21 protein-coding genes and 1 other RNA gene are annotated in these 21765 nt (G+C 55.4%); 12 read left to right on the top strand and 10 right to left on the bottom strand.

Annotated elements, in window-relative coordinates; genetic code table 11:
* Positions 1–111: 111 nt before the first annotated feature.
* Positions 112–1005: a DNA-binding transcriptional regulator ArgP gene (gene argP / locus ACG0Z5_RS05490; protein WP_319628542.1), complete on the bottom strand. Its 894-nt coding sequence runs from the start codon at positions 1003–1005 to the stop codon at positions 112–114.
* Between the two features lie 159 nt (positions 1006–1164).
* Between argP and rpiA the strand changes: the two genes are divergently transcribed.
* The gene (gene rpiA, locus ACG0Z5_RS05485) at positions 1165–1824 is read left to right on the top strand and encodes a ribose-5-phosphate isomerase RpiA (RefSeq protein ID WP_319628541.1); all 660 of its coding nucleotides are present in this window, start codon (positions 1165–1167) and stop codon (positions 1822–1824) included.
* 262 nt (positions 1825–2086) lie between these two features.
* The gene (gene serA, locus ACG0Z5_RS05480) at positions 2087–3319 is read left to right on the top strand and encodes a phosphoglycerate dehydrogenase (protein ID WP_319785664.1); all 1233 of its coding nucleotides are present in this window, start codon (positions 2087–2089) and stop codon (positions 3317–3319) included.
* Between the two features lie 106 nt (positions 3320–3425).
* On the opposite strand, the gene ACG0Z5_RS05475 is transcribed toward serA, so the two are convergent.
* The 3 genes from ACG0Z5_RS05475 to zapA all read right to left on the bottom strand — a co-directional run bounded on the left by ACG0Z5_RS05475 (position 3426) and on the right by zapA (position 4601).
* Positions 3426–4022 carry a 5-formyltetrahydrofolate cyclo-ligase gene (locus tag ACG0Z5_RS05475; protein WP_394445940.1) on the bottom strand — a complete coding sequence of 199 codons (597 nt, stop codon included), beginning with the start codon at positions 4020–4022 and terminating at the stop codon, positions 3426–3428.
* Positions 4023–4046: 24 nt separating this feature from the next.
* Positions 4047–4230, bottom strand: a non-coding RNA gene (gene ssrS, locus ACG0Z5_RS05470) — 6S RNA.
* 41 nt (positions 4231–4271) lie between these two features.
* The gene (gene zapA / locus ACG0Z5_RS05465) at positions 4272–4601 is read right to left on the bottom strand and encodes a cell division protein ZapA (protein ID WP_319628538.1); all 330 of its coding nucleotides are present in this window, start codon (positions 4599–4601) and stop codon (positions 4272–4274) included.
* A 167-nt stretch (positions 4602–4768) separates the two neighbouring features.
* Between zapA and ACG0Z5_RS05460 the strand changes: the two genes are divergently transcribed.
* From ACG0Z5_RS05460 to ACG0Z5_RS05425, 8 genes are all read left to right on the top strand, one after another.
* Positions 4769–5347, top strand: coding sequence for a YecA family protein (locus tag ACG0Z5_RS05460; RefSeq protein WP_319628537.1), 579 nt, complete (start codon positions 4769–4771; stop codon positions 5345–5347).
* A 25-nt stretch (positions 5348–5372) separates the two neighbouring features.
* The gene (pepP, locus tag ACG0Z5_RS05455; RefSeq protein ID WP_394445937.1) at positions 5373–6686 is read left to right on the top strand and encodes a Xaa-Pro aminopeptidase; all 1314 of its coding nucleotides are present in this window, start codon (positions 5373–5375) and stop codon (positions 6684–6686) included.
* Positions 6683–7849 (top strand): 2-octaprenyl-6-methoxyphenyl hydroxylase, encoded by a 1167-nt coding sequence (gene ubiH, locus ACG0Z5_RS05450; protein WP_394445935.1) that lies wholly within the window; start codon positions 6683–6685, stop codon positions 7847–7849. The genes pepP and ubiH overlap by 4 nt, the downstream gene beginning before the upstream one ends.
* 11 nt (positions 7850–7860) lie before the next feature.
* On the top strand, positions 7861–9063 hold the full coding sequence (gene ubiI, locus ACG0Z5_RS05445) for an FAD-dependent 2-octaprenylphenol hydroxylase (protein WP_394445933.1): 1203 nt from the start codon (positions 7861–7863) through the stop codon (positions 9061–9063).
* A gap of 419 nt (positions 9064–9482) precedes the next feature.
* Complete coding sequence (gene gcvT / locus ACG0Z5_RS05440; protein ID WP_394445931.1) at positions 9483–10577, top strand: glycine cleavage system aminomethyltransferase GcvT; 1095 nt, start codon at positions 9483–9485, stop codon at positions 10575–10577.
* 27 nt (positions 10578–10604) lie between these two features.
* Positions 10605–10991 carry a glycine cleavage system protein GcvH gene (gene gcvH, locus ACG0Z5_RS05435; RefSeq protein ID WP_394445929.1) on the top strand — a complete coding sequence of 129 codons (387 nt, stop codon included), beginning with the start codon at positions 10605–10607 and terminating at the stop codon, positions 10989–10991.
* A gap of 128 nt (positions 10992–11119) precedes the next feature.
* The gene (gene gcvP / locus ACG0Z5_RS05430; protein WP_394445927.1) at positions 11120–13993 is read left to right on the top strand and encodes an aminomethyl-transferring glycine dehydrogenase; all 2874 of its coding nucleotides are present in this window, start codon (positions 11120–11122) and stop codon (positions 13991–13993) included.
* 59 nt (positions 13994–14052) lie between these two features.
* A complete protein-coding gene (locus ACG0Z5_RS05425; protein WP_394445925.1) occupies positions 14053–14796 on the top strand; it encodes an SDR family oxidoreductase in 744 nt (247 codons plus the stop codon).
* 78 nt (positions 14797–14874) lie between these two features.
* Here the strand turns inward: ACG0Z5_RS05425 and ACG0Z5_RS05420 are convergent, their stop codons facing one another.
* Both ACG0Z5_RS05420 and ACG0Z5_RS05415 read right to left on the bottom strand, forming a co-directional pair.
* Positions 14875–16308 (bottom strand): 6-phospho-beta-glucosidase, encoded by a 1434-nt coding sequence (locus ACG0Z5_RS05420; RefSeq protein ID WP_394445923.1) that lies wholly within the window; start codon positions 16306–16308, stop codon positions 14875–14877.
* 119 nt (positions 16309–16427) lie between these two features.
* Positions 16428–17156 (bottom strand): MurR/RpiR family transcriptional regulator, encoded by a 729-nt coding sequence (locus ACG0Z5_RS05415; protein WP_394445965.1) that lies wholly within the window; start codon positions 17154–17156, stop codon positions 16428–16430.
* Between the two features lie 50 nt (positions 17157–17206).
* Here ACG0Z5_RS05415 and yqfB point away from each other — a divergent pair, with 50 nt between their 5' ends.
* A complete protein-coding gene (yqfB, locus tag ACG0Z5_RS05410) occupies positions 17207–17518 on the top strand; it encodes a N(4)-acetylcytidine aminohydrolase (RefSeq protein ID WP_394445920.1) in 312 nt (103 codons plus the stop codon).
* A gap of 159 nt (positions 17519–17677) precedes the next feature.
* Entirely contained in the window at positions 17678–18337 is a 660-nt protein-coding gene (trhA, locus tag ACG0Z5_RS05405) for a PAQR family membrane homeostasis protein TrhA (RefSeq protein WP_394445918.1), read from the top strand.
* Between the two features lie 156 nt (positions 18338–18493).
* Here trhA and ACG0Z5_RS05400 read toward each other — a convergent pair whose 3' ends face one another.
* The 4 genes from ACG0Z5_RS05400 to ACG0Z5_RS05385 form a co-directional block, all read right to left on the bottom strand.
* Positions 18494–19651: a fatty acid desaturase gene (locus ACG0Z5_RS05400; protein WP_394445916.1), complete on the bottom strand. Its 1158-nt coding sequence runs from the start codon at positions 19649–19651 to the stop codon at positions 18494–18496.
* A gap of 18 nt (positions 19652–19669) precedes the next feature.
* Positions 19670–19984: an AzlD domain-containing protein gene (locus ACG0Z5_RS05395; RefSeq protein ID WP_394445914.1), complete on the bottom strand. Its 315-nt coding sequence runs from the start codon at positions 19982–19984 to the stop codon at positions 19670–19672.
* Entirely contained in the window at positions 19985–20650 is a 666-nt protein-coding gene (locus ACG0Z5_RS05390) for an AzlC family ABC transporter permease (RefSeq protein WP_394445963.1), read from the bottom strand.
* Positions 20651–20923: 273 nt separating this feature from the next.
* The gene (locus ACG0Z5_RS05385) at positions 20924–21748 is read right to left on the bottom strand and encodes an AraC family ligand binding domain-containing protein (RefSeq protein WP_394445912.1); all 825 of its coding nucleotides are present in this window, start codon (positions 21746–21748) and stop codon (positions 20924–20926) included.
* Between the last annotated feature and the right edge of the window lie 17 nt (positions 21749–21765).

The raw sequence follows: 21765 nt of genomic DNA, 5'->3' as shown, positions 1-21765 counted from the left end.
GTTCCATTTAAAAAGGGTCCATGATAAGCATGAACCCTTTTTACACCAGCCACCGGATCGGTCAACCGATCCTTAAACGATCGGCATTAGGGTTTCCCCGGCCTTTTTCGATCAGTCCTGTCGCAACACTTTATGTCCGTATTCCAGCAATGCATCGGTGACCCGACGCATCATCCGGCTTTCCGGCGCAAAGCGGTGCCAGTACAACATCCGTCGCTGGAACAGGCCAGGCGTCAGGTTGATAAGCTCGCCGCTATCCAGTTCGCGCTCAATTTGCAGATGCGGGATCATACAGCAGGTGGTGCCCTGGCGGGCCAGCTGCACGAAGGCTTCCGATGAGTTAACGATATGGCACGGCACGCTGCCCGGCGGCAAATCAAAGTTCTGCTGCAGGAACGCCTGGTGCATATCATCCAGATGGTCGAAGGCCACCACCGGCGCTTTCAGCAGGGCTGAGCGGGTGACGCCATTGGGGAAGTAACGTTGCGCAAACGACTTTGACGCAACGAAAAGATAATCAAGCGCGCCGAGTTGATCCACCAGACAGCTGGGCAGAGCCTGCGGCTGGATACTCACCGCCCCAACCACTTCGCCACGACGCAGACGTTCCTGGGTTCGGGTTTCGTCTTCGACCTGCAAATTTAAGCGAATAGGGGAATCGGACAGCACCGTAGACAGCGCCGGTAACAGCCAGGTCGCCAGACTGTCGGCGTTGACCGCCAGCGACAGCAGCAGCGGGGTAGAACCGGTCTGCTCATCGCCCAGCCACTCTTCTTCTAACAGTTCAACCTGACGCAGCAGCGCCAGTAACTTTTGCCCTTGCTCGGTCGGACGAGGAGGCACGGTTCGCACCAGTAAAGGCTGGCCGAACATATTTTCCAGTTGCTTAATACGCTGAGAGACGGCGGACTGGGTAATACACAGCTTTTGAGCGGCGCGTTCAAACCCGCGTTCCCGAATGACCGCATCCAATGCTTGTAGTGTTCTGTAGTCCGGACGTTTCATTGCTGTGGCTGACTCCTCATCGTTTATTACCCGCACTATGACATAAATTTACCTTTGATACAGGTCGAAATTGGGGCAGTACGCCCGGTGTCCACAAGGACATTTCCACGGTGAATAGTCTATAATGCGCGGCATCCCATCACATCACAGGCAAAAATCATGACGCAGGATGAACTGAAAAAAGCAGTTGGCTGGGCAGCACTTCAATACGTACAGCCAGGGACCATCGTTGGTGTTGGCACCGGCTCTACCGCCGCGCATTTTATTGACGCACTGGGCACCATGAAAGGCCAGATTGAAGGCGCCGTTTCCAGCTCGGACGCGTCGACCGAAAAACTGAAAGCGTTAGGCATTCACGTGTTTGATCTCAACGAAGTCGACAGCCTGGGCGTCTATGTTGACGGTGCGGATGAGATTAACGACCACATGCAGATGATCAAAGGCGGCGGCGCGGCGCTGACCCGCGAGAAAATCATCGCCTCGGTGGCCGACAAGTTTATCTGCATCGCCGATGCGTCCAAGCAGGTGGCTATTCTCGGAAAATTCCCCCTGCCGGTCGAAGTGATCCCGATGGCGCGTAGCGCGGTGGCGCGTCAACTGGTGAAGCTCGGCGGTCGCCCGGAGTATCGCCAGAATGTGATAACCGATAACGGCAACGTGATTCTGGATGTGCACGGTCTGGAAATTCTTGACGCCATAGCGTTGGAAAATGCCATCAACGCGATCCCAGGCGTGGTGACCGTGGGCCTGTTCGCCAATCGTGGCGCGGATGTGGCGCTGATCGGCACCGCTGATGGCGTTAAAACCATCGGGAAATGATCTGACGGGAGCCGCCCTGGCTCCCGTAAAAATTTTTACCAGGCGAAATTTGGTGACTTGTGTCACATTTGTCGACTGCATCTGCTTAACACGCTGCTCTGATATTCCCATCCAGCATTTTATGCTGCCATTTTCGGCTGAATGACATTTCTTCAGCACGTCGACGCAAACGTTCATATTGCCGCAATAGTTTTTTTTGATATGTTGCTTGGGTGGACGTTCGTTCACCACAACATCGATACAAGACAGACAGGGCGGGGAAATGGCTAAGGTATCACTGGAAAAAGACAAAATTAAGTTTCTGCTGGTGGAAGGCGTACATCAAAAAGCAATCGATAATCTTCGTGCAGCAGGCTACACCAACATTGAATTTCACAAAGGCGCGCTCGACGCCGATCAGCTGAAAGAGTCGATCCGTGATGCCCATTTTATCGGCCTGCGCTCCCGAACTCACCTGACGGAAGATATTATCCAGGCGGCGGAAAAGCTGGTCGCGATTGGCTGCTTCTGCATCGGCACCAACCAGGTTGACCTTAATGCGGCCGCGAAACGCGGCGTACCGGTCTTTAACGCCCCGTTCTCCAACACCCGTTCCGTGGCTGAGTTGGTGATTGGCGAGCTGCTGCTGCTGCTGCGCGGCGTGCCAGAGGCCAATGCTAAAGCGCACCGTGGCGTGTGGAACAAACTGGCGGCGGGGAGTTTTGAAGCGCGTGGTAAGAAGCTTGGGATCATCGGTTACGGCCACATTGGGACCCAGCTTGGGATCCTTGCGGAATCGCTGGGGATGCACGTCTTCTTTTACGACATCGAAAACAAGCTGCCGCTTGGCAACGCGACCCAGGTTCAGCATCTGTCTGACCTGCTGAACATGAGCGACGTGGTCAGCCTGCACGTGCCGGAAAATGCTTCCACCAAAAACATGATGGGCGCTGAAGAACTGGCGCTGATGAAGCCGGGTTCATTGTTAATCAACGCCGCTCGCGGCACCGTGGTCGACATTCCCGCGCTGTGCGATGCGCTGGCGCGGAAGCATCTGGCCGGGGCGGCAATCGACGTGTTCCCGACAGAGCCTGCAACCAACAGCGATCCGTTCACTTCGCCGCTGTGCGAGTTCGACAACGTTATCCTGACTCCGCACATTGGGGGATCCACTCAGGAAGCGCAGGAAAACATCGGACTGGAAGTGGCGGGCAAGCTGGCGAAATACTCCGACAACGGGTCAACGCTCTCGGCGGTCAACTTCCCGGAAGTATCGCTTCCGCTGCACGGGGGGCGTCGCCTGCTGCATATCCACGAAAACCGCCCTGGCGTGCTAACGGCTATCAACCAGATTTTTGCCGAGCAGGGCGTGAACATCGCCGCACAGTATCTGCAAACGACGCCGCAAATGGGCTACGTGGTGATTGATATTGAAGCGGAAGAAGATGTGGCGGAAAAAGCGCTGCAAAGCATGAAGGCGATCCCGGGCACCATCCGCGCGCGGTTGTTGTACTGATGATTGTAAGGTAAGAGATCATCGTTTGATGCCCTCACCCCGACCCTCTCCCACGTGGAGAGGGTGCAAATACTAAAGACTTTCTCTTTCGAGAAAGTCTTGCTGTCTACCCCCACTGCCACACTTTCGAGGGTGTCACCACCGCCGGGAGCGGAACGTCCCACTTCTCTACGGGCAGTTGTTCCACCTGCTGACAATCATGCGCATAGCCCACGGGATGCACGCCGTGCTGCTGCCAGTTTTGTAGCGTCCTGTCGTAAAAGCCTCCACCCATGCCTAACCGTTGCCCCTGCGGGTCAAAGGCGACCAGCGGCGTAACCAGCACATCCAGCTGATGGAGTGGCACCACGTCACGCACATCCAACTTGGGTTCCTGAATTTTCAGACGATTGACCACCAGGTCAGAGTGCGGATGGTAATTGAGGAACAGCAGATTGCCCGGGCTGAACGGATGCAGAACCGGCAGAACCACTTTTTTACCACTGCGCCACAGTTGTTCGATCAGCGGTTGGGTATCCAGTTCGCCGTCAAACGACAGAAACAGCGCGACGGTATTGGCCATCACCACAGGGAGATACGCCAGCATTCGCGCCGCAGCGTGCTCAGCAAAAAGACGTTGTTGGTCTGGCGTAAGCGTGCGACGACGCTGCCGAATCAGTTGGCGAATTTCTTGTCTGGTTAGAGGGGCAGAAACAGATTTCATGAGTGTGGTAGAGGAAGAGGGTAGGGAATCTCCGAGATGCCGCCGCAGGCTGTAACCCTTGAACCCTTGGTTCAAGGTGAATATGTCGTCACAGTCTTAAGGCTTCTCGGACGAACCGAGCATGCTCACCAACCGTGGAGCGCCACATTCTTGTGGTATGAAATATCGGCTCAGGGGACTGGCCCGCTTGCGAACATCTCAGAGAAATTTTGTCTTCAAGGTCACTCTACCATAGTTAACCGTGAAGTGTTATTCAAACTTTGGAGCCGTCTTTTCGGTTGTGCGACCTTGATCAAGGAGTGCTTGTTCAATGGTCTGCTGGAGCATCCGAATGCGTGTCTCCATGCTGGCTGCGTAGTCACGTGTTTTCGCGCGTTCCTGGGTCAGCTCGTAGCTGATATTCAGGGCGGCGATAAAGACCAGCTGCTCAGTATTTGTGACTCTAGTGCGTTCTTTCAGATCTTGCAACCGCTGATTCAGATCGTCCGCGGCCTGATTCAGGGCATCCCTTTGTTCAGGCGGGCAATTCACTCGCAGTGAACGGCCAAAAATTTGGATATCGACGGGTTCTGCAGACATGCCACCTTCCTGCTGATTGACTGCGCTACCTCCACAGCCCGCACCGGGGCCCGCGAAGGGGCGACACTATAGCTACCCCACTGTGAACATACAAGCCCTTTTCTGGTTCACCAGGGTCCAAAGTGGTAGCATAACATGAAACTTCCCCCCAACGACGACGAATGCGCATGTCTATACAGAACGAAATGCCTGGTTACAACGATGTGAACCAGTTACTTAACCAACAGGGCGTCGGCTTAACGCCTGCCGAAATGCATGGTTTGATTAGCGGCATGCTGTGTGGTGGTAACAAAGACAGCAGCTGGCTGCCGCTGGTGCACGACCTGACCAACGAAGGCATGGCTTTCGGTCACGAGCTGGCTGAAGTGCTGCGGAAAGTCCACGCCGTCACCAGCGACACGCTGGAAGACGAAGGTTTCATGTTCCAGCTGTACATGCCGGATGGCGATGATGTCAGCGTTTTCACCCGCGCCGATGCGCTGGCAGGCTGGGTCAATCACTTCCTGCTGGGCCTGGGCGTGACGCAGCCTAAGCTTGATAAAGTGAAAGGCGAAACCGGCGAAGCCATCGACGATCTGCGTAACATTGCGCAGCTGGGCTACGACGAAGACGAAGATCAGGAAGAGCTGGAAATGTCGCTCGAAGAGATAGTGGAGTATGTGCGCGTTGCAGCCCTGCTGTGCCACGATACGTTCACTCATCAGCAGCCGACCGCGCCAGAAGTTCGTAAACCAACCTTACATTAACAATAAGAATGCTCAGGAGGGTGTCATGACTCAGCAGGAGTACCTTCAGCGTCGGCAGAAGCTGCTGGCGCAGATGCCATCAGGCAGCGCGGCGTTAATTTTTGCCGCACCGGAAGCCATACGCAGTGCCGACACGGAGTATCCGTATCGCCAGAGTAGTGACTTCACCTACTTCACCGGCTTTCATGAGCCGGAAGCGGTACTGGTGCTGATTAAAAGCGATGACACCCACAACCATAGCGTTCTGTTTAACCGCGTCCGCGACCTTACCGCTGAAATCTGGTTTGGTCGCCGCCTGGGGCAAGAAGCGGCCCCGGCGAAGCTGGGCGTCGATCGTGCGCTGGCGTTCAGCGAAATCGACGAACAGCTTTACCAGTTACTAAACGGTCTGGACGCGGTGTATCACGCCCAGGGCGAATACGCTTATGCCGACACTATCGTGTTCAACGCGCTGGATAAACTGCGCAAAGGCTCTCGTCAGAATCTGAAAGCCCCAGCCACGCTGGTTGACTGGCGGCCTTTGGTGCATGAGATGCGCCTGTTCAAATCGGCAGAAGAAATTGAGGTCATGCGTCGGGCAGGAGAAATTTCCGCGTTGGCGCATACCCGCGCGATGGAAAAATGCCGTCCGGGAATGTTTGAGTATCAGCTCGAAGGGGAAATTCACCACGAGTTCAACCGCCACGGCGCGCGCTACCCGTCTTACAACACCATTGTTGGCGGCGGTGAAAACGGCTGCATTCTGCATTACACCGAAAACGAATCTGAACTGCGCGATGGCGATCTGGTGCTGATCGACGCGGGCTGTGAATACCGCAGCTACGCCGGAGACATCACCCGAACCTTCCCGGTGAATGGCAAATTCACGCCTGCGCAGCGTGAAATTTACGACATCGTGCTCGACTCGCTGGAAACGGCGCTGACGCTGTATCGTCCGGGCACCACTATGCAGGAGGTGACTGGTGAAGTGGTGCGCATCATGGTCACGGGCCTGGTGAGACTCGGCATCCTCGACGGGGAAGTCGATCAGCTGATTGCCGACAACGCCCACCGTAAGTTCTTCATGCATGGCCTCAGCCACTGGCTGGGTCTGGATGTGCATGACGTCGGTGAATATGGCGCCGATCGCTCTCGCGTGCTGGAGCCTGGGATGGTGCTCACCGTCGAGCCTGGCCTGTATATCGCGCCGGATGCTGACGTGCCGGAGCAGTATCGCGGCATTGGCATTCGTATCGAAGATGACATTGTTATCACCGAAAACGGCAATGAAAACCTCACCGCCAGCGTGGTTAAACGTGCGGATGATATTGAGGCGCTGATGGCGGCCCATAAACAATGAGCGTGATTATTGTCGGCGGTGGGATGACCGGCGCCACGCTGGCGCTGGCGATTTCGCACCTCAGCGCGGGTAAGCTTCCGGTGCATCTGGTCGAAGCCGTTGCGCCGGATTCCCGGCAGCATCCCGGGTTTGATGCCCGGGCTATCGCCCTGGCGGCTGGCACCTGTCAGCAGCTAGCGCGGGTCGGCATCTGGCAGGCTATTCGCGATTGTGCCACGGCGATTCGTACCGTCCACGTCAGCGATCGCGGTCACGCCGGGTTTGTCACTCTGGAAGCGGAAGATTATCGCCTGCCTGCCTTAGGGCAGGTGGTTGAGTTGCACGACGTCGGCCAGCGTCTGTTTGCGCTGCTGCGCAAAGCACCTGGCGTGACGCTGCATTGCCCGGCGCGCGTCGAGCGTTTTTCCCGCAGCCCTGACAGCGTCGAGGTGGTACTGGATAACGGCCAGACCCTGACCGGTAAACTGCTGGTGGCGGCGGACGGTTCGCGTTCGGCGCTCGGCGAACAGTCTGGGATTGCCTGGCAGCAGCAGCCTTATCAACAACTGGCGGTGATCGCTAATGTGACCACTGCCGTGGCGCATAACGGCCGTGCGTTCGAGCGTTTTACCGCCCACGGTCCGCTGGCGATGTTACCAATGTCCGACGGACGTTGCTCGCTGGTATGGTGCCATCCGCTGGACCATCACGACGAGGTGTTGGCCTGGTCCGACGCTCGCTTCTGCGACGAACTGCAAAAAGCCTTCGGCTGGCGGCTGGGGCGCATTACCCACGCGGGTAGCCGCAACGCGTATCCGTTGTCGCTCACCACCGCCTCCCGGGCGATATCGCACCGCCTGGCGCTGGTCGGCAACGCGGCGCAAACCCTGCACCCGATTGCCGGGCAAGGTTTTAATCTCGGTCTACGCGACGTAATGTCGCTGGCGGAAATGCTGGCTCAGGCGAGCGATCCGGGCGAGTACGCGTTGTTAAGTCAGTATCAGCAGCGCAGAGAAAACGATAAAAATGCGACCATCGGCGTGACCGACGGTCTGGTGCATCTGTTCGCCAATCGCTGGGCGCCGCTGGTGGCCGGGCGAAACGTTGGGCTGATGGCGATGGAATTATTCACCCCGGCGCGTGACGCGCTGGCGTTGCGTACCCTGGGTCAGGTAGCGAGATAAGGATGAACAACGTGCAAAGTGTAGATATCGCTATTGTCGGTGGTGGAATGGTTGGCCTGGCCGTAGCCTGTGGCTTACAGGGCAGCGGCCTGCGCGTGGCGGTGATTGAGTCGCATCAGCCGCAACCGGTTGAGGCCGATGCCGCGCCGCAGCTTCGCGTCTCGGCGATCAACGCCGCCAGCGAAAAACTGCTGTCGCGCCTTGATGTCTGGAATGACATCACTGCCGAACGTGCGAGCCGCTATCACGGAATGGAAGTATGGGATAAAGACAGTTTCGGTCGCATCGCCTTTGATGATGAAAGCCTCGGCTACAGCCATCTCGGGCATATCATCGAAAACGGGGTAATTCACCACGCGTTATGGCGAAAAGCGCAGCGCAGCAAAGACATCACCCTGATGGCACCCGCCGAACTGGCGCAGGTTGCCTGGGGCGAAAATGAAGCCTTCCTGACGCTGAAAGATGGCAACATGCTGACGGCGCGACTGGTTATCGGGGCCGATGGGGCGAACTCCTGGTTGCGCAACAAGGCCGATATTCCGTTGACCTCCTGGGATTATCGTCATCATGCGCTGGTGGCGACCATTCGCACCACCGAGCCACATCAGGCGATTGCGCGCCAGGTCTTTCATGGCGAAGGCATCCTGGCCTTCCTGCCGCTGAGTGACCCGCATTTGTGCTCCATCGTCTGGTCACTGCCGCCGGATGACGCGGCGAAGATGCAGCAGGCCGACGGCGTGGCGTTCAATCAGGCGCTGAATGTAGCCTTTGATAATCGTCTGGGCCTGTGCGAAGTGGAAAGCGAACGCCAGGTATTCCCGTTGACCGGACGCTATGCTCGTCAGTTTGCCGCGCATCGTCTGGCGCTGGTCGGCGATGCGGCACACACCATTCATCCGCTGGCCGGGCAGGGTGTAAACCTGGGCTTTATGGATGCCGCCGAGCTTATCGATGAGATCCGTCGCCTGCATACGCAGGGCAAAGATTTCGGGCAGCACTTCTATCTGCGTCGCTATGAGCGCAGCCGTAAACACAGCGCCGCGCTGATGCTGGCAGGAATGCAGGGTTTCCGCGAACTGTTTGCGGGCGTCAATCCCGCCAAGAAATTGCTGCGCGACATTGGCCTCAAACTGGCCGATACGCTGCCGGGCGTTAAACCGCAATTGATTCGTCAGGCGATGGGGCTGAACGATCTCCCCGCCTGGTTACGTTAACGCGATCACACTTCTCAACCCGGCGGGCGCGTCGGGTTTTCTCCCCTCATTTGAAATAATCTAATTTCACCCCCTTTTTCGCATTAGTTTTATTAATGTCACAAAAATTCCCCTACGAAAAATCCGCCCAATTATCCGCACGAAATGTCATCTTGAACTAAATATTTCACCAGAATGTTAATTTTATGTGGCATTAGTCGCAGAAAGGCAGTCGATCGTTCTGTAGAGTTTTTGGCTCATTTTGGTCATAAGCTAATCTGATGGTTCGCTTTGCCTTATGGTTTACCGCGGTTTTCGGTGGTAACGTCAGACCAAAGAGAACGTTTGCGTCGGTGCCCGGAGCGGTGTCGACGCTGGGCTTTGTGGCTGAATTTTGTCCACAAAGCAGCCGGTAGCCCCGCTTACTCAACGAGGACAAGATGGCTCAACAGACGCCTTTGTATGAACAACACACGCTGTGTGGCGCACGCATGGTGGACTTTCATGGCTGGATGATGCCGCTGCATTACGGCTCGCAAATTGATGAACACCACGCGGTCCGTACCGGCGCGGGGATGTTCGATGTGTCACACATGACTATCGTCGATCTGCGCGGCAGTCGGACCCGCGAATTCCTGCGTTATCTGCTGGCCAACGATGTAGCCAAACTGACGAAACCCGGCAAAGCGCTCTACACCGGGATGCTCAACGCCTCCGCTGGGGTCATTGATGACCTGATTGTTTATTTCCTCTCCGAAGACTATTTCCGTCTCGTCGTTAACTCTGCCACCCGTGAAAAAGATCTGGCCTGGATTAGCGAACACGCTGAGCCGTACGGCATCGACATCACCGTGCGTGACGATCTGGCGCTGATTGCGGTGCAGGGGCCTGACGCGCAGGCCAAAGCCGCCAGCCTGTTCAACGACGAACAGCGCAACGCCGTCGAAGGCATGAAACCGTTCTTCGGCGTTCAGGCCGGGGATTTGTTTGTCGCCACCACCGGCTATACCGGCGAAGCAGGTTATGAAATCGCGCTGCCGAATGAGAAAGCAGCAGACTTCTGGCATGCGCTGGTGGAATCCGGTGTCAAGCCTTGTGGCCTGGGCGCCCGCGATACGCTGCGTCTGGAAGCAGGCATGAACCTGTACGGTCAGGAGATGGACGAAGGCGTTTCCCCACTGGCAGCCAACATGGGCTGGACCATCGCCTGGGAACCGACTGACCGTGACTTCATCGGCCGCGAAGCGCTGGAAGCCCAGCGTGAGCACGGCACCGAGCAGCTGGTTGGCCTGGTGATGACCGAGAAAGGTGTACTGCGCGGCGAACTGCCGGTGCGTTTTAGCGACGCGCAGGGCAATCAACACGAAGGCGTTATCACCAGCGGCACCTTCTCACCGACGCTGGGCTACAGCATTGCGCTGGCTCGCGTCCCTGCGGGTATTGGCGATACGGCGGTGGTACAAATCCGCAACCGTGAAATGCCGGTTAAGGTGACCAAACCTGTTTTTGTACGCGCCGGCAAAGCCGTCGTGTAATCGATTATTTTTTCTGGAGAAATGTGAATGAGCAATGTACCTGCAGAACTGAAATACAGCAAAGAACACGAATGGTTGCGTAAAGAAGCCGACGGTTCTTACACCGTAGGCATCACCGAGCACGCACAGGAACTGCTGGGCGACATGGTGTTTGTCGATCTGCCTGAAGTGGGCAAAACCGTTGCTGCCGGTGACGACTGTGCGGTTGCCGAGTCAGTAAAAGCGGCGTCCGATATTTACGCGCCAATCAGCGGAGAAATCGTTGCCGTGAACGACGCGCTGAGTGACTCCCCGGAGCTGGTCAACAGCGAGCCATACAGCGAAGGCTGGATCTTCAAATTCAAAGCCAGCGACGAAGCTGAAGTCGCCGCCCTGCTCGATGCCACTGCGTACGAAGCCCTGCTAGACGATTAAAACTGTGCCGGATGGCACTGCGTTTATCCGGCCTACGGTTGGAAGTGTAGGCCCGGTAAGCGACTGCGCCACCGGGCATGTTAGTTAAGACATTATCGATTCACTGCACGTTTCAGGAACCCTCGCTCATGACACAGACCTTAAGCCAGCTTGAACATCGCGGCGCTTTCATTGAACGCCATATTGGCCCGGATGCGGCACAGCAGCAGGAAATGCTGAATACCGTTGGCGCAGAGTCGTTAGACGCGCTGACCGGCCAGATTGTGCCGCAGGATATTCAGCTCGCGACGCCACCGCAGGTCGGTGAGGCCACCACAGAATTCGCCGCGCTGGCGGAGCTGAAAGCCATCGCCAGCCGCAACAAGCGCTTTAAGTCTTACATCGGCATGGGCTACACCGCGGTGCAGCTGCCGCCGGTTATCCTGCGCAACATGCTGGAAAATCCAGGCTGGTACACCGCTTACACGCCGTATCAGCCAGAAGTGTCTCAAGGGCGCCTGGAAGCGCTGCTGAATTACCAGACCGTCACGCTGGACCTGACCGGACTGGATATTGCCTCTGCATCCCTGCTCGACGAAGCGACGGCGGCGGCGGAAGCGATGGCGATGGCCAAACGCGTCAGCAAACTGAAAAATGCTAACCGCTTCTTCGTGGCGGCGGATGTGCATCCGCAGACCCTGGACGTGGTGCGTACCCGTGCGGAAACGTTTGGTTTTGATGTGATTGTCGATGACGCAGAAAAAGCGCTCGACCATCAGGATGTGTTCGGCGTGCTGTTGCAGCAGGTCGGCACCACCGGGGAAGTGCATGACTACAGCCCGCTGATTGCAGAACTGAAAGCGCGCAAAGTGATTGTTAGCGTTGCCGCCGATTTTATGGCGCTGGTGCTGCTGACCGCCCCGGGTAAACAGGGCGCAGACATCGTGTTTGGCTCAGCTCAACGCTTCGGTGTTCCGATGGGCTACGGCGGCCCGCACGCGGCCTTCTTCGCGGCAAAAGACGAATTCAAACGCTCCATGCCTGGCCGTATTATTGGCGTATCAAAAGATGCCGCCGGTAACACCGCCCTGCGCATGGCGATGCAGACCCGCGAGCAGCATATCCGCCGCGAGAAAGCGAACTCCAACATCTGTACCTCTCAGGTACTGCTGGCGAATATTGCCAGTTTGTACGCCGTATTCCATGGTCCGGCGGGCCTGAAACGTATCGCCGGGCGTATTCATCGCCTGACGGATATTCTGGCGAGCGGCCTGAAACAGAAAGGTCTGAAGCTGCGTCATGACCATTTCTTCGACACCCTGTGTGTGGAAGTGGAAGACAAAGCCGCGGTGCTGGCACGTGCCGAAGCTGCGGAAATCAACCTGCGTAGCGATATTCATCATGCGGTGGGTATCACCCTGGATGAAACCACTACCCGTGAAGATGTGCTGGCGCTGTTAACCGTTATCGCCGGTGATCATCATGGGCTGGATATCGACAGCCTGGACAAAGACGTGGCGCACGACAGCCGTTCGATTCCCCAGGCGATGCTGCGCGAAGACGATATTCTGACTCATCCGGTATTCAACCGCTATCACAGCGAAACCGAGATGATGCGCTACATGCACTCGCTGGAGCGTAAAGACCTGGCGCTGAATCAGGCGATGATCCCGCTGGGATCTTGCACCATGAAGCTTAACGCGGCGGCCGAGATGATCCCGATTACCTGGCCGGAATTCAGCGAGCTGCACCCGTTCTGCCCGGCGGATCAGGCCGAAGGCTACCACCAGATGATCAACCAGCTGTCTGACTGGCTGGTGAAACTGACTGGCTACGATGCACTCTGTATGCAGCCAAACTCTGGCGCACAGGGTGAATACGCGGGTCTGCTGGCCATTCGTCACTATCATGAAAGCCGCAATGAAGGGCATCGTGATATCTGTCTTATCCCAAGCTCTGCGCACGGCACCAACCCGGCTTCTGCTCAGATGGCGGGCATGCAGGTGGTCGTGGTGGCTTGTGACAAACAGGGCAACATCGATCTCGCCGATCTGCGTGAGAAAGCTGAACAGACGGGGGCGAATCTCTCCTGCATCATGGTGACCTACCCGTCCACCCACGGCGTGTACGAAGAAACCATCCGTGAAGTGTGCGAGATCGTGCATCAGTTTGGCGGCCAGGTGTATCTCGATGGCGCGAACATGAACGCTCAGGTCGGCATCACTTCGCCGGGCTTTATCGGCGCGGACGTGTCGCACCTCAACCTGCACAAAACCTTCTGTATTCCACACGGCGGTGGCGGCCCGGGCATGGGTCCCATTGGTGTGAAAGCGCATCTGGCCCCGTTTGTACCGGGTCACAGCGTGGTGCAAATCGAAGGGATGTTGACTCGTCAGGGCGCAGTATCGGCGGCCCCGTTTGGCAGCGCCTCTATTCTGCCAATCAGCTGGATGTACATTCGCATGATGGGTGCGCAGGGTCTGAAGCGTGCCAGCCAGGTGGCTATTCTGAACGCCAACTACATCGCCACCCGTTTGCAGGGTGCGTATCCGGTGCTGTACACCGGGCGCGATGGCCGCGTGGCGCACGAATGTATCCTCGATATTCGTCCGCTGAAAGAAGAGACCGGTATCAGCGAACTGGATATCGCTAAGCGTCTGATCGACTACGGATTCCACGCGCCAACCATGTCGTTCCCGGTAGCGGGCACGCTGATGGTTGAACCAACCGAATCTGAAAGCAAAGTCGAACTCGACCGCTTTATCGACGCCATGCTGGCTATCCGCAATGAAATCAGCCGCGTTCAGCAGGGCGAATGGCCACGGGAAGATAACCCGCTGGTGAACGCCCCGCACACCCAGAACGAGCTGGTGGCGGAGTGGAGCCACGGCTATAGCCGCGAAGTGGCGGTCTTCCCGGCAGGTATGGCGAACAAGTACTGGCCGACGGTGAAGCGTCTGGATGACGTGTACGGTGACCGCAACCTGTTCTGCGCCTGTGTGCCGATGAGCGAATATCAGTAATTCGCTGAGTACTCTATCTTTTAAGGGCGCTTCGGCGCCCTTTCTTTTGGGAGAAGACAATGGCAATAGCACTGGTTACCGGCGCGAGCCGGGGAATTGGCAGGGCGACGGCGATTCTGCTGGCGCAAGAGCGTTACACCGTGGGGGTAAATTATCACCACAACATCAAAGCCGCCACGCAGGTGGTCAATGCGATTACCGAGAGCGGCGGCAAGGCCTTTGCCGTGAGAGCGGACATCAGCGATGAAGCGCAGGTGATGGCGATGTTTGAGGCGCTCGACAGGGAAGGCGAGCCGCTGACCGCCCTGGTAAACAACGCCGGGATTTTGTTCCAGCAAAGCACCATTGAGAACTTAACCGCCGAACGGATTAATCACGTTCTGTCGACCAACGTCACCGGGTATTTCCTCTGCTGTCGCGAGGCGGTCAAACGGATGGCGCATCGTCATGGCGGAAAAGGCGGGGCCATTGTGAACGTCTCTTCCGCGGCAGCGCGGCTGGGCGCGCCGTTTGAATATGTTGACTACGCCGCATCAAAAGGGGCGGTGGACACGCTCACCACCGGGTTGGCGCTGGAAGTGGCGGCACAGGGCATTCGCGTCAACGGTGTGCGTCCGGGCCTGATTTATACCGAGATGCATGCCTCCGGGGGCGAGCCGGGCAGGGTCGATTGCGTGAAAGCAATGCTGCCGATGCAGCGCGGCGGGCAACCGGAAGAAGTCGCGCAGGCGATTGCCTGGCTACTGAGTGAAAAGGCGTCGTACGTGACCGGGAGTTTTATGGATATCGCGGGCGGGAGATAGTTTCCCCAAAGGGGAGAGGGAGAATGCCAATTAATCCCCTCTCCCCTTTGGGGAGAGGGCTAGGGTGAGGGGTGTTTCTCAGAGATTTTCGCCGTTGCTGGCGATCACTTCTTTATACCAGGTGAAGCTCTTCTTGCGTGAACGCGACATATCCCCGGTGCCGTCGTCATGCTTGTTCACGTAGATAAAGCCGTAGCGCTTGCTGTACTGGCCGGTGGTGAAGGACACACAGTCGATACAGCCCCACGGGGTATAGCCCATCAACTCCACTCCGTCGTGGGTGACCGCTTTCATCATTTCTTCGACGTGCGCGCGCAGGTAGTCAATGCGATAGTCGTCGTTAATGCTGCCGTCGTCTTCCACTTTGTCATACGCGCCAAAGCCGTTTTCGACGATGAACAGCGGCTTCTGATAGCGCTCGTACAGTTCGCACATCGCATACCGCAGGCCAACCGGGTCAATCTGCCAGCCCCAGTCGGAGGCTTTTACATGCGGGTTCGGCACGCTACCTTCGAAGCCGGAGATTGCATCCCCGCTGCCGCCTTCGGCTTTCACGGCGTTGGTCATATAGTAACTGAAGCCCAGATAATCACAGGTGCCTTCCCGCAGGATTTCTGCGTCGCCGTCTTCCATCGCAATGCTGAACCCGCGACGTTCCCACTCGTTAAGCACATAGGTCGGGTAGTAGCCGCGCAGCTGCACATCGGTGAAGACATAACGTTCGCGCATCGACTCCTGGGCAAACATCATATCTTCCGGTTTGCAGGAGAACGGATACAACGGCACCATTGCCAGCATACAGCCGACCTGCATTTGCGCATTAATGCGACGCGCCGCTTTCACCGCCAGCGCGCTGGCGACGAACTGGTGGTGCAGCACCTGATACATCACTTCTTCCGGGTTGTCGTGTTCGGTGTACACCACGCCAGAGCAGCAATAACCGAACAGCGGCGCACGCCAGTTGCGCTGGTTATTGATTTCGTTGAAGGTCATCCAGTATTTGACTTTGTGCTTGTAACGCTCAAAGACCACTTCGGCAAATCGCACAAAGAAATCAACGACTTTACGGTTAGTCCAGCCGCCGTATTCCTGTACCAGATGCAGCGGCATTTCGAAGTGGGAGAGGGTGATAACCGGTTCGATGTTGTACTTGAGCAGTTCATCGAACATCTCGTCGTAGAATTTCAGGCCTTCTTCATTCGGCTGGGTTTCGTCGCCTTTCGGGAAGATCCGCGTCCAGGCAATTGAGGTCCGGAAACATTTGAAGCCCATTTCCGCAAACAGCTTAATGTCTTCTTTGTAGTGGCTGTAGAAGTCGACGGCTTCGTGATTCGGATAGTATTTGCCGGGTTCAACCTGCTGGGTTATCTCACGTGGAACGCCGTGTGCGCCCCCGGTCAGCACATCGCAAATGCTCGGGCCTTTGCCGCCTTTGTTCCAGCCGCCTTCAACCTGATGTGCGGCGACCGCGCCACCCCATAAAAAGTCTTTTGGTAAGGTTAATTTTTTCATCGTGCTCGTTCCCATGATATTGCTGATTGGGATCGAGTCTAACAAAGGGGAAATAAATGTCACGATATAACAAAATCACCTAAGGGTAATTTGTTACATCGGAAAAACAGCCTGTTTTTTTACGCCAGTTTTTTCGCCAGTTTACGCCCGAGGGTTTCGAGAATATAAATCACCGGGATCTGGGTCGTAATATCGTAGACGCCACCGATACGAATTGGCGAAATATGCCAGGAGAGGTTAAAGTCAGCCAGTTTCGCCAGACGCGAGTGTTCGTGGCTGGTAATCGACAGCACCTTACAACGGTGAAGGCTGAACTGCCCGGCGAAACGCAGGATCTCCTCCGTCTCACCTGAGACAGAAAGGACAATCGCTAACGCGTTTCTGGCCATATCATTGGTGACCGGAAAATAAGGGTCGTCAATGTGATTACTGAATTTACCGACGTTGGAAAAGAATCGCGCACCATATTTAGCTAATGCCCCAGAGGTGCCTGCGCCGACAAAAATAATGCGTTCCGAGGCTAAAATAATATCCACGGCGTCATCAAGCAGTTTATCGAACTCGTCGTTATTGACGCTTTTGAAAAAACTGATAATTTCACTGGCGGCAAAATTACTTTGCTGCGGCTCATTCTGTTCCAGATACAGCTTAAAGCGCACGCGAAACTCTGAATAGCCTTCGCAGTTCAGCTTCCGGCAAAATCGCAGTACCGTGGTGGTCGACACGCCCGCCGCGTCGGCCAATTCGCGAATGGTCATATACATGACTTTGTCACGGTTTTTAATGACATACTGATAGACCATCATCTCAAGATTGTTGAGACTTGCGATGGCGGCGTGGGAGAACAAACTCACGTTGGCAGGCACTCATCAGACAAATTCAATACAGGAATCATAACATGGCCCCGAACGACATCACTTTTTTTCAACGCTTTCAGGAAGACATTCTGGCCGGACGTAAAACCATCACTCTTCGTGATGCCAGTGAATCACACTTCAAAACCGGAGACGTATTGCGCGTTGGGCGCTTCGAGGACGACGGCTATTTCTGTACCCTTCGCGTGACCGCCACCTCGCAAGTGACCCTGGAGACCCTGACGCAGCAGCATGCCGATCAGGAAAACATGACCCTGCCTGAACTGAAAGCGGTGATCGCTGAAATCTATCCGGGACAGCAGCAGTTTTACGTCATTGAATTTGAGCGTGTTTAATTTTAGGAAACATCTGTACGGTGGGATTTAGCGTTAAGTTAATGATAGTAATGTGATTATAGATTGGCCTGTTTTTATTTTAGCGAACAGGTGTTCACTGGAATCATTCTCAGTTAGGCTAGGGAAGCATTAACGTCTTTTTCCTTCCGGAGTTCACATATGGTTAGCAAACCATTAATTAAGCACGGTTATTCATTGGCAGAGGAAATTGCCAACAGCATCAGCCACGGTATCGGGCTGGTGTTTGGCATTGTCGGTCTGGTACTGCTGCTGGTGCAGGCAGTCGATTCCAATGCCAGCGCCACGGCAATCACCAGCTACAGCCTTTACGGCGGCAGCATGATCCTGCTGTTTCTCGCTTCTACCCTCTATCACGCGGTGCCGCACCAGCGGGCCAAGCTGTGGCTGAAGAAATTCGACCACTGCGCCATCTATTTGCTGATAGCCGGGACCTACACGCCTTTTTTGCTGGTGGGGCTGGATTCAACGCTGGCGCGCGGATTAATGATCGTTATCTGGAGCCTGGCGCTGCTGGGGATCCTGTTCAAACTGACGATTGCGCATCGCTTTAAGGTGTTGTCGCTGGTGACCTATCTGCTGATGGGCTGGCTGTCGCTGATTGTGGTGTATCAACTGGCGATGAAGCTTTCTGTCGGCGGAGTGACATTGCTGGCGGCGGGCGGGGTGATTTATTCCCTCGGGGTGATTTTCTACGTCTGTAAGCGTATTCCTTATAACCACGCTATCTGGCATGGCTTCGTGCTCGGCGGCAGCGTCTGCCATTTCCTGGCGATTTATCTCTACGTCGGGCAGCTGTAAGGGATTACAGGCGAAAAAAAACCTGATCGTCAGCCGTATACGGACCAACGATCAGGCGGTCAATGACCATTAACAACACCAGGGGATAATGCCAACCGCCGACGGGCAGAAGGCATTAATTCTTTAAAAATAACTATTAAGACAGAGGGTTAACGGTTAATTCAGGCGATAAGCCAAATGCTCAATCTCCACTTCTTGTTCCTCGCTCAGTGAACTGAGCACATAATCCAGCGCGTTATGCACACCCCAGATATCGATGTAGTCATACTTCTCCTCCGCAGAGAGCTTCTGCGCATGGCGTTCGCGCAGTTGCGCGTAGTCGTACCACTGGCGCACGCTGCCGAAGCGGTGATGCCAGTCGTGACACACCAGTGACCCCTGCACAATCAGCATCCGGCTTGGCAAGTGGACAAACAGATGCATGGCGGCCCATTTGCCCCAGCGGCCCCATTGCTTAACGCTGAAATCCGGCGGGCATGCCGACCCACAGAAGCGTGCCAGGCAGTTATTGATGTGGCTGTCGCGGACCGATTCACCCTCTTTACGCACCAGCCAGACGTGTTCGGTTATCAGGTGCATCAGCGAAGCCATCTGGTACAGCACCACGAAAGGCAGCACCAGGATTAACACCGTTCCCGCCACGCCAAGCAAATAACTCACGCAGCCGAGGGTCGCCAGCCACGCCAGGGTCATCATCAGCCGGTAAAGCGGCACCCCAATCAGATTGGATTTAAGCCGACCATAGAAGAAGACCAAATGGAATTTTGGGCTCAGCAGGGTCAGGATCAGCCGGGTGTACAGCGCCGATTTCTTTTTGCCCGGCGTAAAGCCAAGCTGATAAATGGCGGCGAGATCCTTATCATCAAAGGTCGAAAATTCGCGGCCGTGATGCTCATAAACGTGAAACTGGCGATAGGATTCATACGGCTGAACAATGAACAGCGTCGACAGAATTTCGCACAGGACTTTATTCACCGTTTGCGATTTATACAGATGCCCGTGCACGCCATGGTGAATAATGGTGGCGACGATGTAACGTGCTCCCGACGTCGCAAAGAGTGCGCCAATCAACCAACACAGGAGTTGCAGCGCAGTATTTTGGAGGGAGAAAACTGACAGCGCGGTTAGCGCCACACCCACTACCACCCAGCTCAGCGACCACAATACTCTTTCGGTGGAATTGCTTTGCCATAACGGTTTGCGCTCTGGCAGCTCTTTTCCGGTAAGCCACGTCCATACTCCCTGAAAAGGCAGGATTTCATATGACCGCCTTATTTCCGTTGACTGGTGATATCCTTTTACTGGACGACGCATAATCGCTCCTGTTGAGACTTACTGAAGAAAATGGTTAATGAGATAAAACACCGCGAGGCTCAATAAAACCGCGCTGACAATATTCCGGATAACCAGCGCAATCACCACGCTGATGACTGCCCCCAGAAAATAGGGATTCAGCGGGAATTCCCGAATGACGCCGTGGTCCATTAAAATAATCGGGCCGCAAATAGCAGTCAGCAAACAAGGTGCCGAATATTTCAGTGCTTTATTAATCAGGCCCGGTATTTTCAGCGGAACGTTAGGCTCAAGAAAAACGTAGCGATTAAAAAAGACAATGGCGGCCAGGGTCAGAATTAAATACCAACTCATTTACTTCTCCTTGAGGATGCCAGAGATAACCACCGAACAGAACATGCCGCCCAGACCCGCCAGCACAATCGCGCCTTCGAATTGGTAGTAGCTCAGCACCATCGACAGAACCAGTGAAATCACTACCCCCGCCAGGGTGCTCAATTTCTTCACCATCGGCACGACGATGGTAATAAAGGTGGCGACGATGGAATAATCCAGATGGTATTCATCAAGATTCGGCACCGACGAGGCCATAATAATCCCCATGAAACTGAAAATATTCCATGAAAGATAAAACGTCAGCCCGGCGCCAATCATATAACCCGGGGTTAATTCCGTGCGTTTATCCTTCGTTTCGCTGAGGGCGAATAATTCATCGGTGAGTAAAAAACCAATGGGCAGACGTAATTTGGTTTTCAGGCAGGAGACAAATTCCCGCAGCGTCAGGCCATAAATAAAGTGCTGTGAGGTTATAAAAAACACCGACACAATAATTGTTAATACGCTGGCCCCGGTCATGGTCATCCCCAGCGTCACCAGCTGTGCGGCACCGGCGAAAATGATGGCGGACATGCCGATGCTCTGCCAGAACGTCAGCCCGGCCTGAATGGCCATCGAACCGGCGAGGATCCCCCACGGAATAACCGACACGCAGAGTGGTAGCATTTCAATTGCACCACGCATGAACGATGAACGCGACGAGGTTTGCAGCTCTTCATACGAGCTGGATTCAACAATGGCTTTTCTCATGGGGACGTTAACTGGTGTCAGGACATGCCGTTAACGCTATATGACCCACAGGATAGAGTATTGAACGTTATTGCTTATAGCCGTCATACTTCAAGCCGCATCTTTGTTGGTCGCGTTCGCGCACCCAAATCACTGACTCATGTAAGCTCATCGGGATGATCTGCCTTGCTACCTCAATGCAACTCGAATTATTTTGGCTATACAGAATCAGGCCTTGAGGAATTCCCCCGGCGTCAGGCCGATAGAGTTTTTGAAATGGCGATGGAAATGACTTTGGTCAGTGAAGCCGCAGATAATGGAGGTATCGAGGATGGTTAAGCCCTGGCGCAGCAGGGTGCGGGCTTTACGCAGCCGGGCCTGAACCAGATACGCATGCGGCGTCATGCCTGTGACCGCTTTGAATTGCCTGAGAAAATGCCAATGGCTGAGCCCGGCCAGTTCGGCTAAGCGGGTCAGGGTATGGTCTTCCTCCGGGCAACTGTCGATGAAATCTTTCGCCCGCAAAATACGTTGAGTGGCGGCAGGCAGCTCAAGCGGAGCCTTTCGCGTGCGGCTATAGCGAACGCTCAGCAGCGTCAGAGAGGAGAGCAACAGCGTCTCTTTCAGTAGGTTATTGCCTTCTTTGTCGAGCATGCTGAAAGTCAGCAATAGCTGTTCTGAAAGTCCGGGATCGTGGATCACGGCATCAGGAAACCACGGTATAAAATCTTTACCGTCCGGCACCTGACGGAGAATATTGTTCAGCATATCCGGGTGAGGATAGATGGCGCGATAGGCCCAGCCATGCTCCAGTTCAGAACTGCCGGTATGCACGTCATCTGCGTTGACGATGATGATATCGCCGCGCGGCGCAACGTGTTCAGCACCAGAACGGTAAAAGCGTTGGGCACCCTGATCGATAACACCAATGCAGAAGGTGTCATGCACATGGCGGGCAAAACGCTGTTTGTAATAGCGCGCCTGCAGCATGTCGATGCCGCCCAGAGCGTCGATGCGATGGAAGTGGGTTTGTTCTTTGATGTTCAGCTTCATGTCACCCCTCCGCATTG

It is taken from the genome of Scandinavium sp. M-37, assembly GCF_043558715.1.
Classification (GTDB): domain Bacteria; phylum Pseudomonadota; class Gammaproteobacteria; order Enterobacterales; family Enterobacteriaceae; genus Scandinavium; species Scandinavium vulneris_A.
Note: the sequence above shows the minus strand (reverse complement) of the source record. Positions and strands in the feature narration are given on the sequence as shown.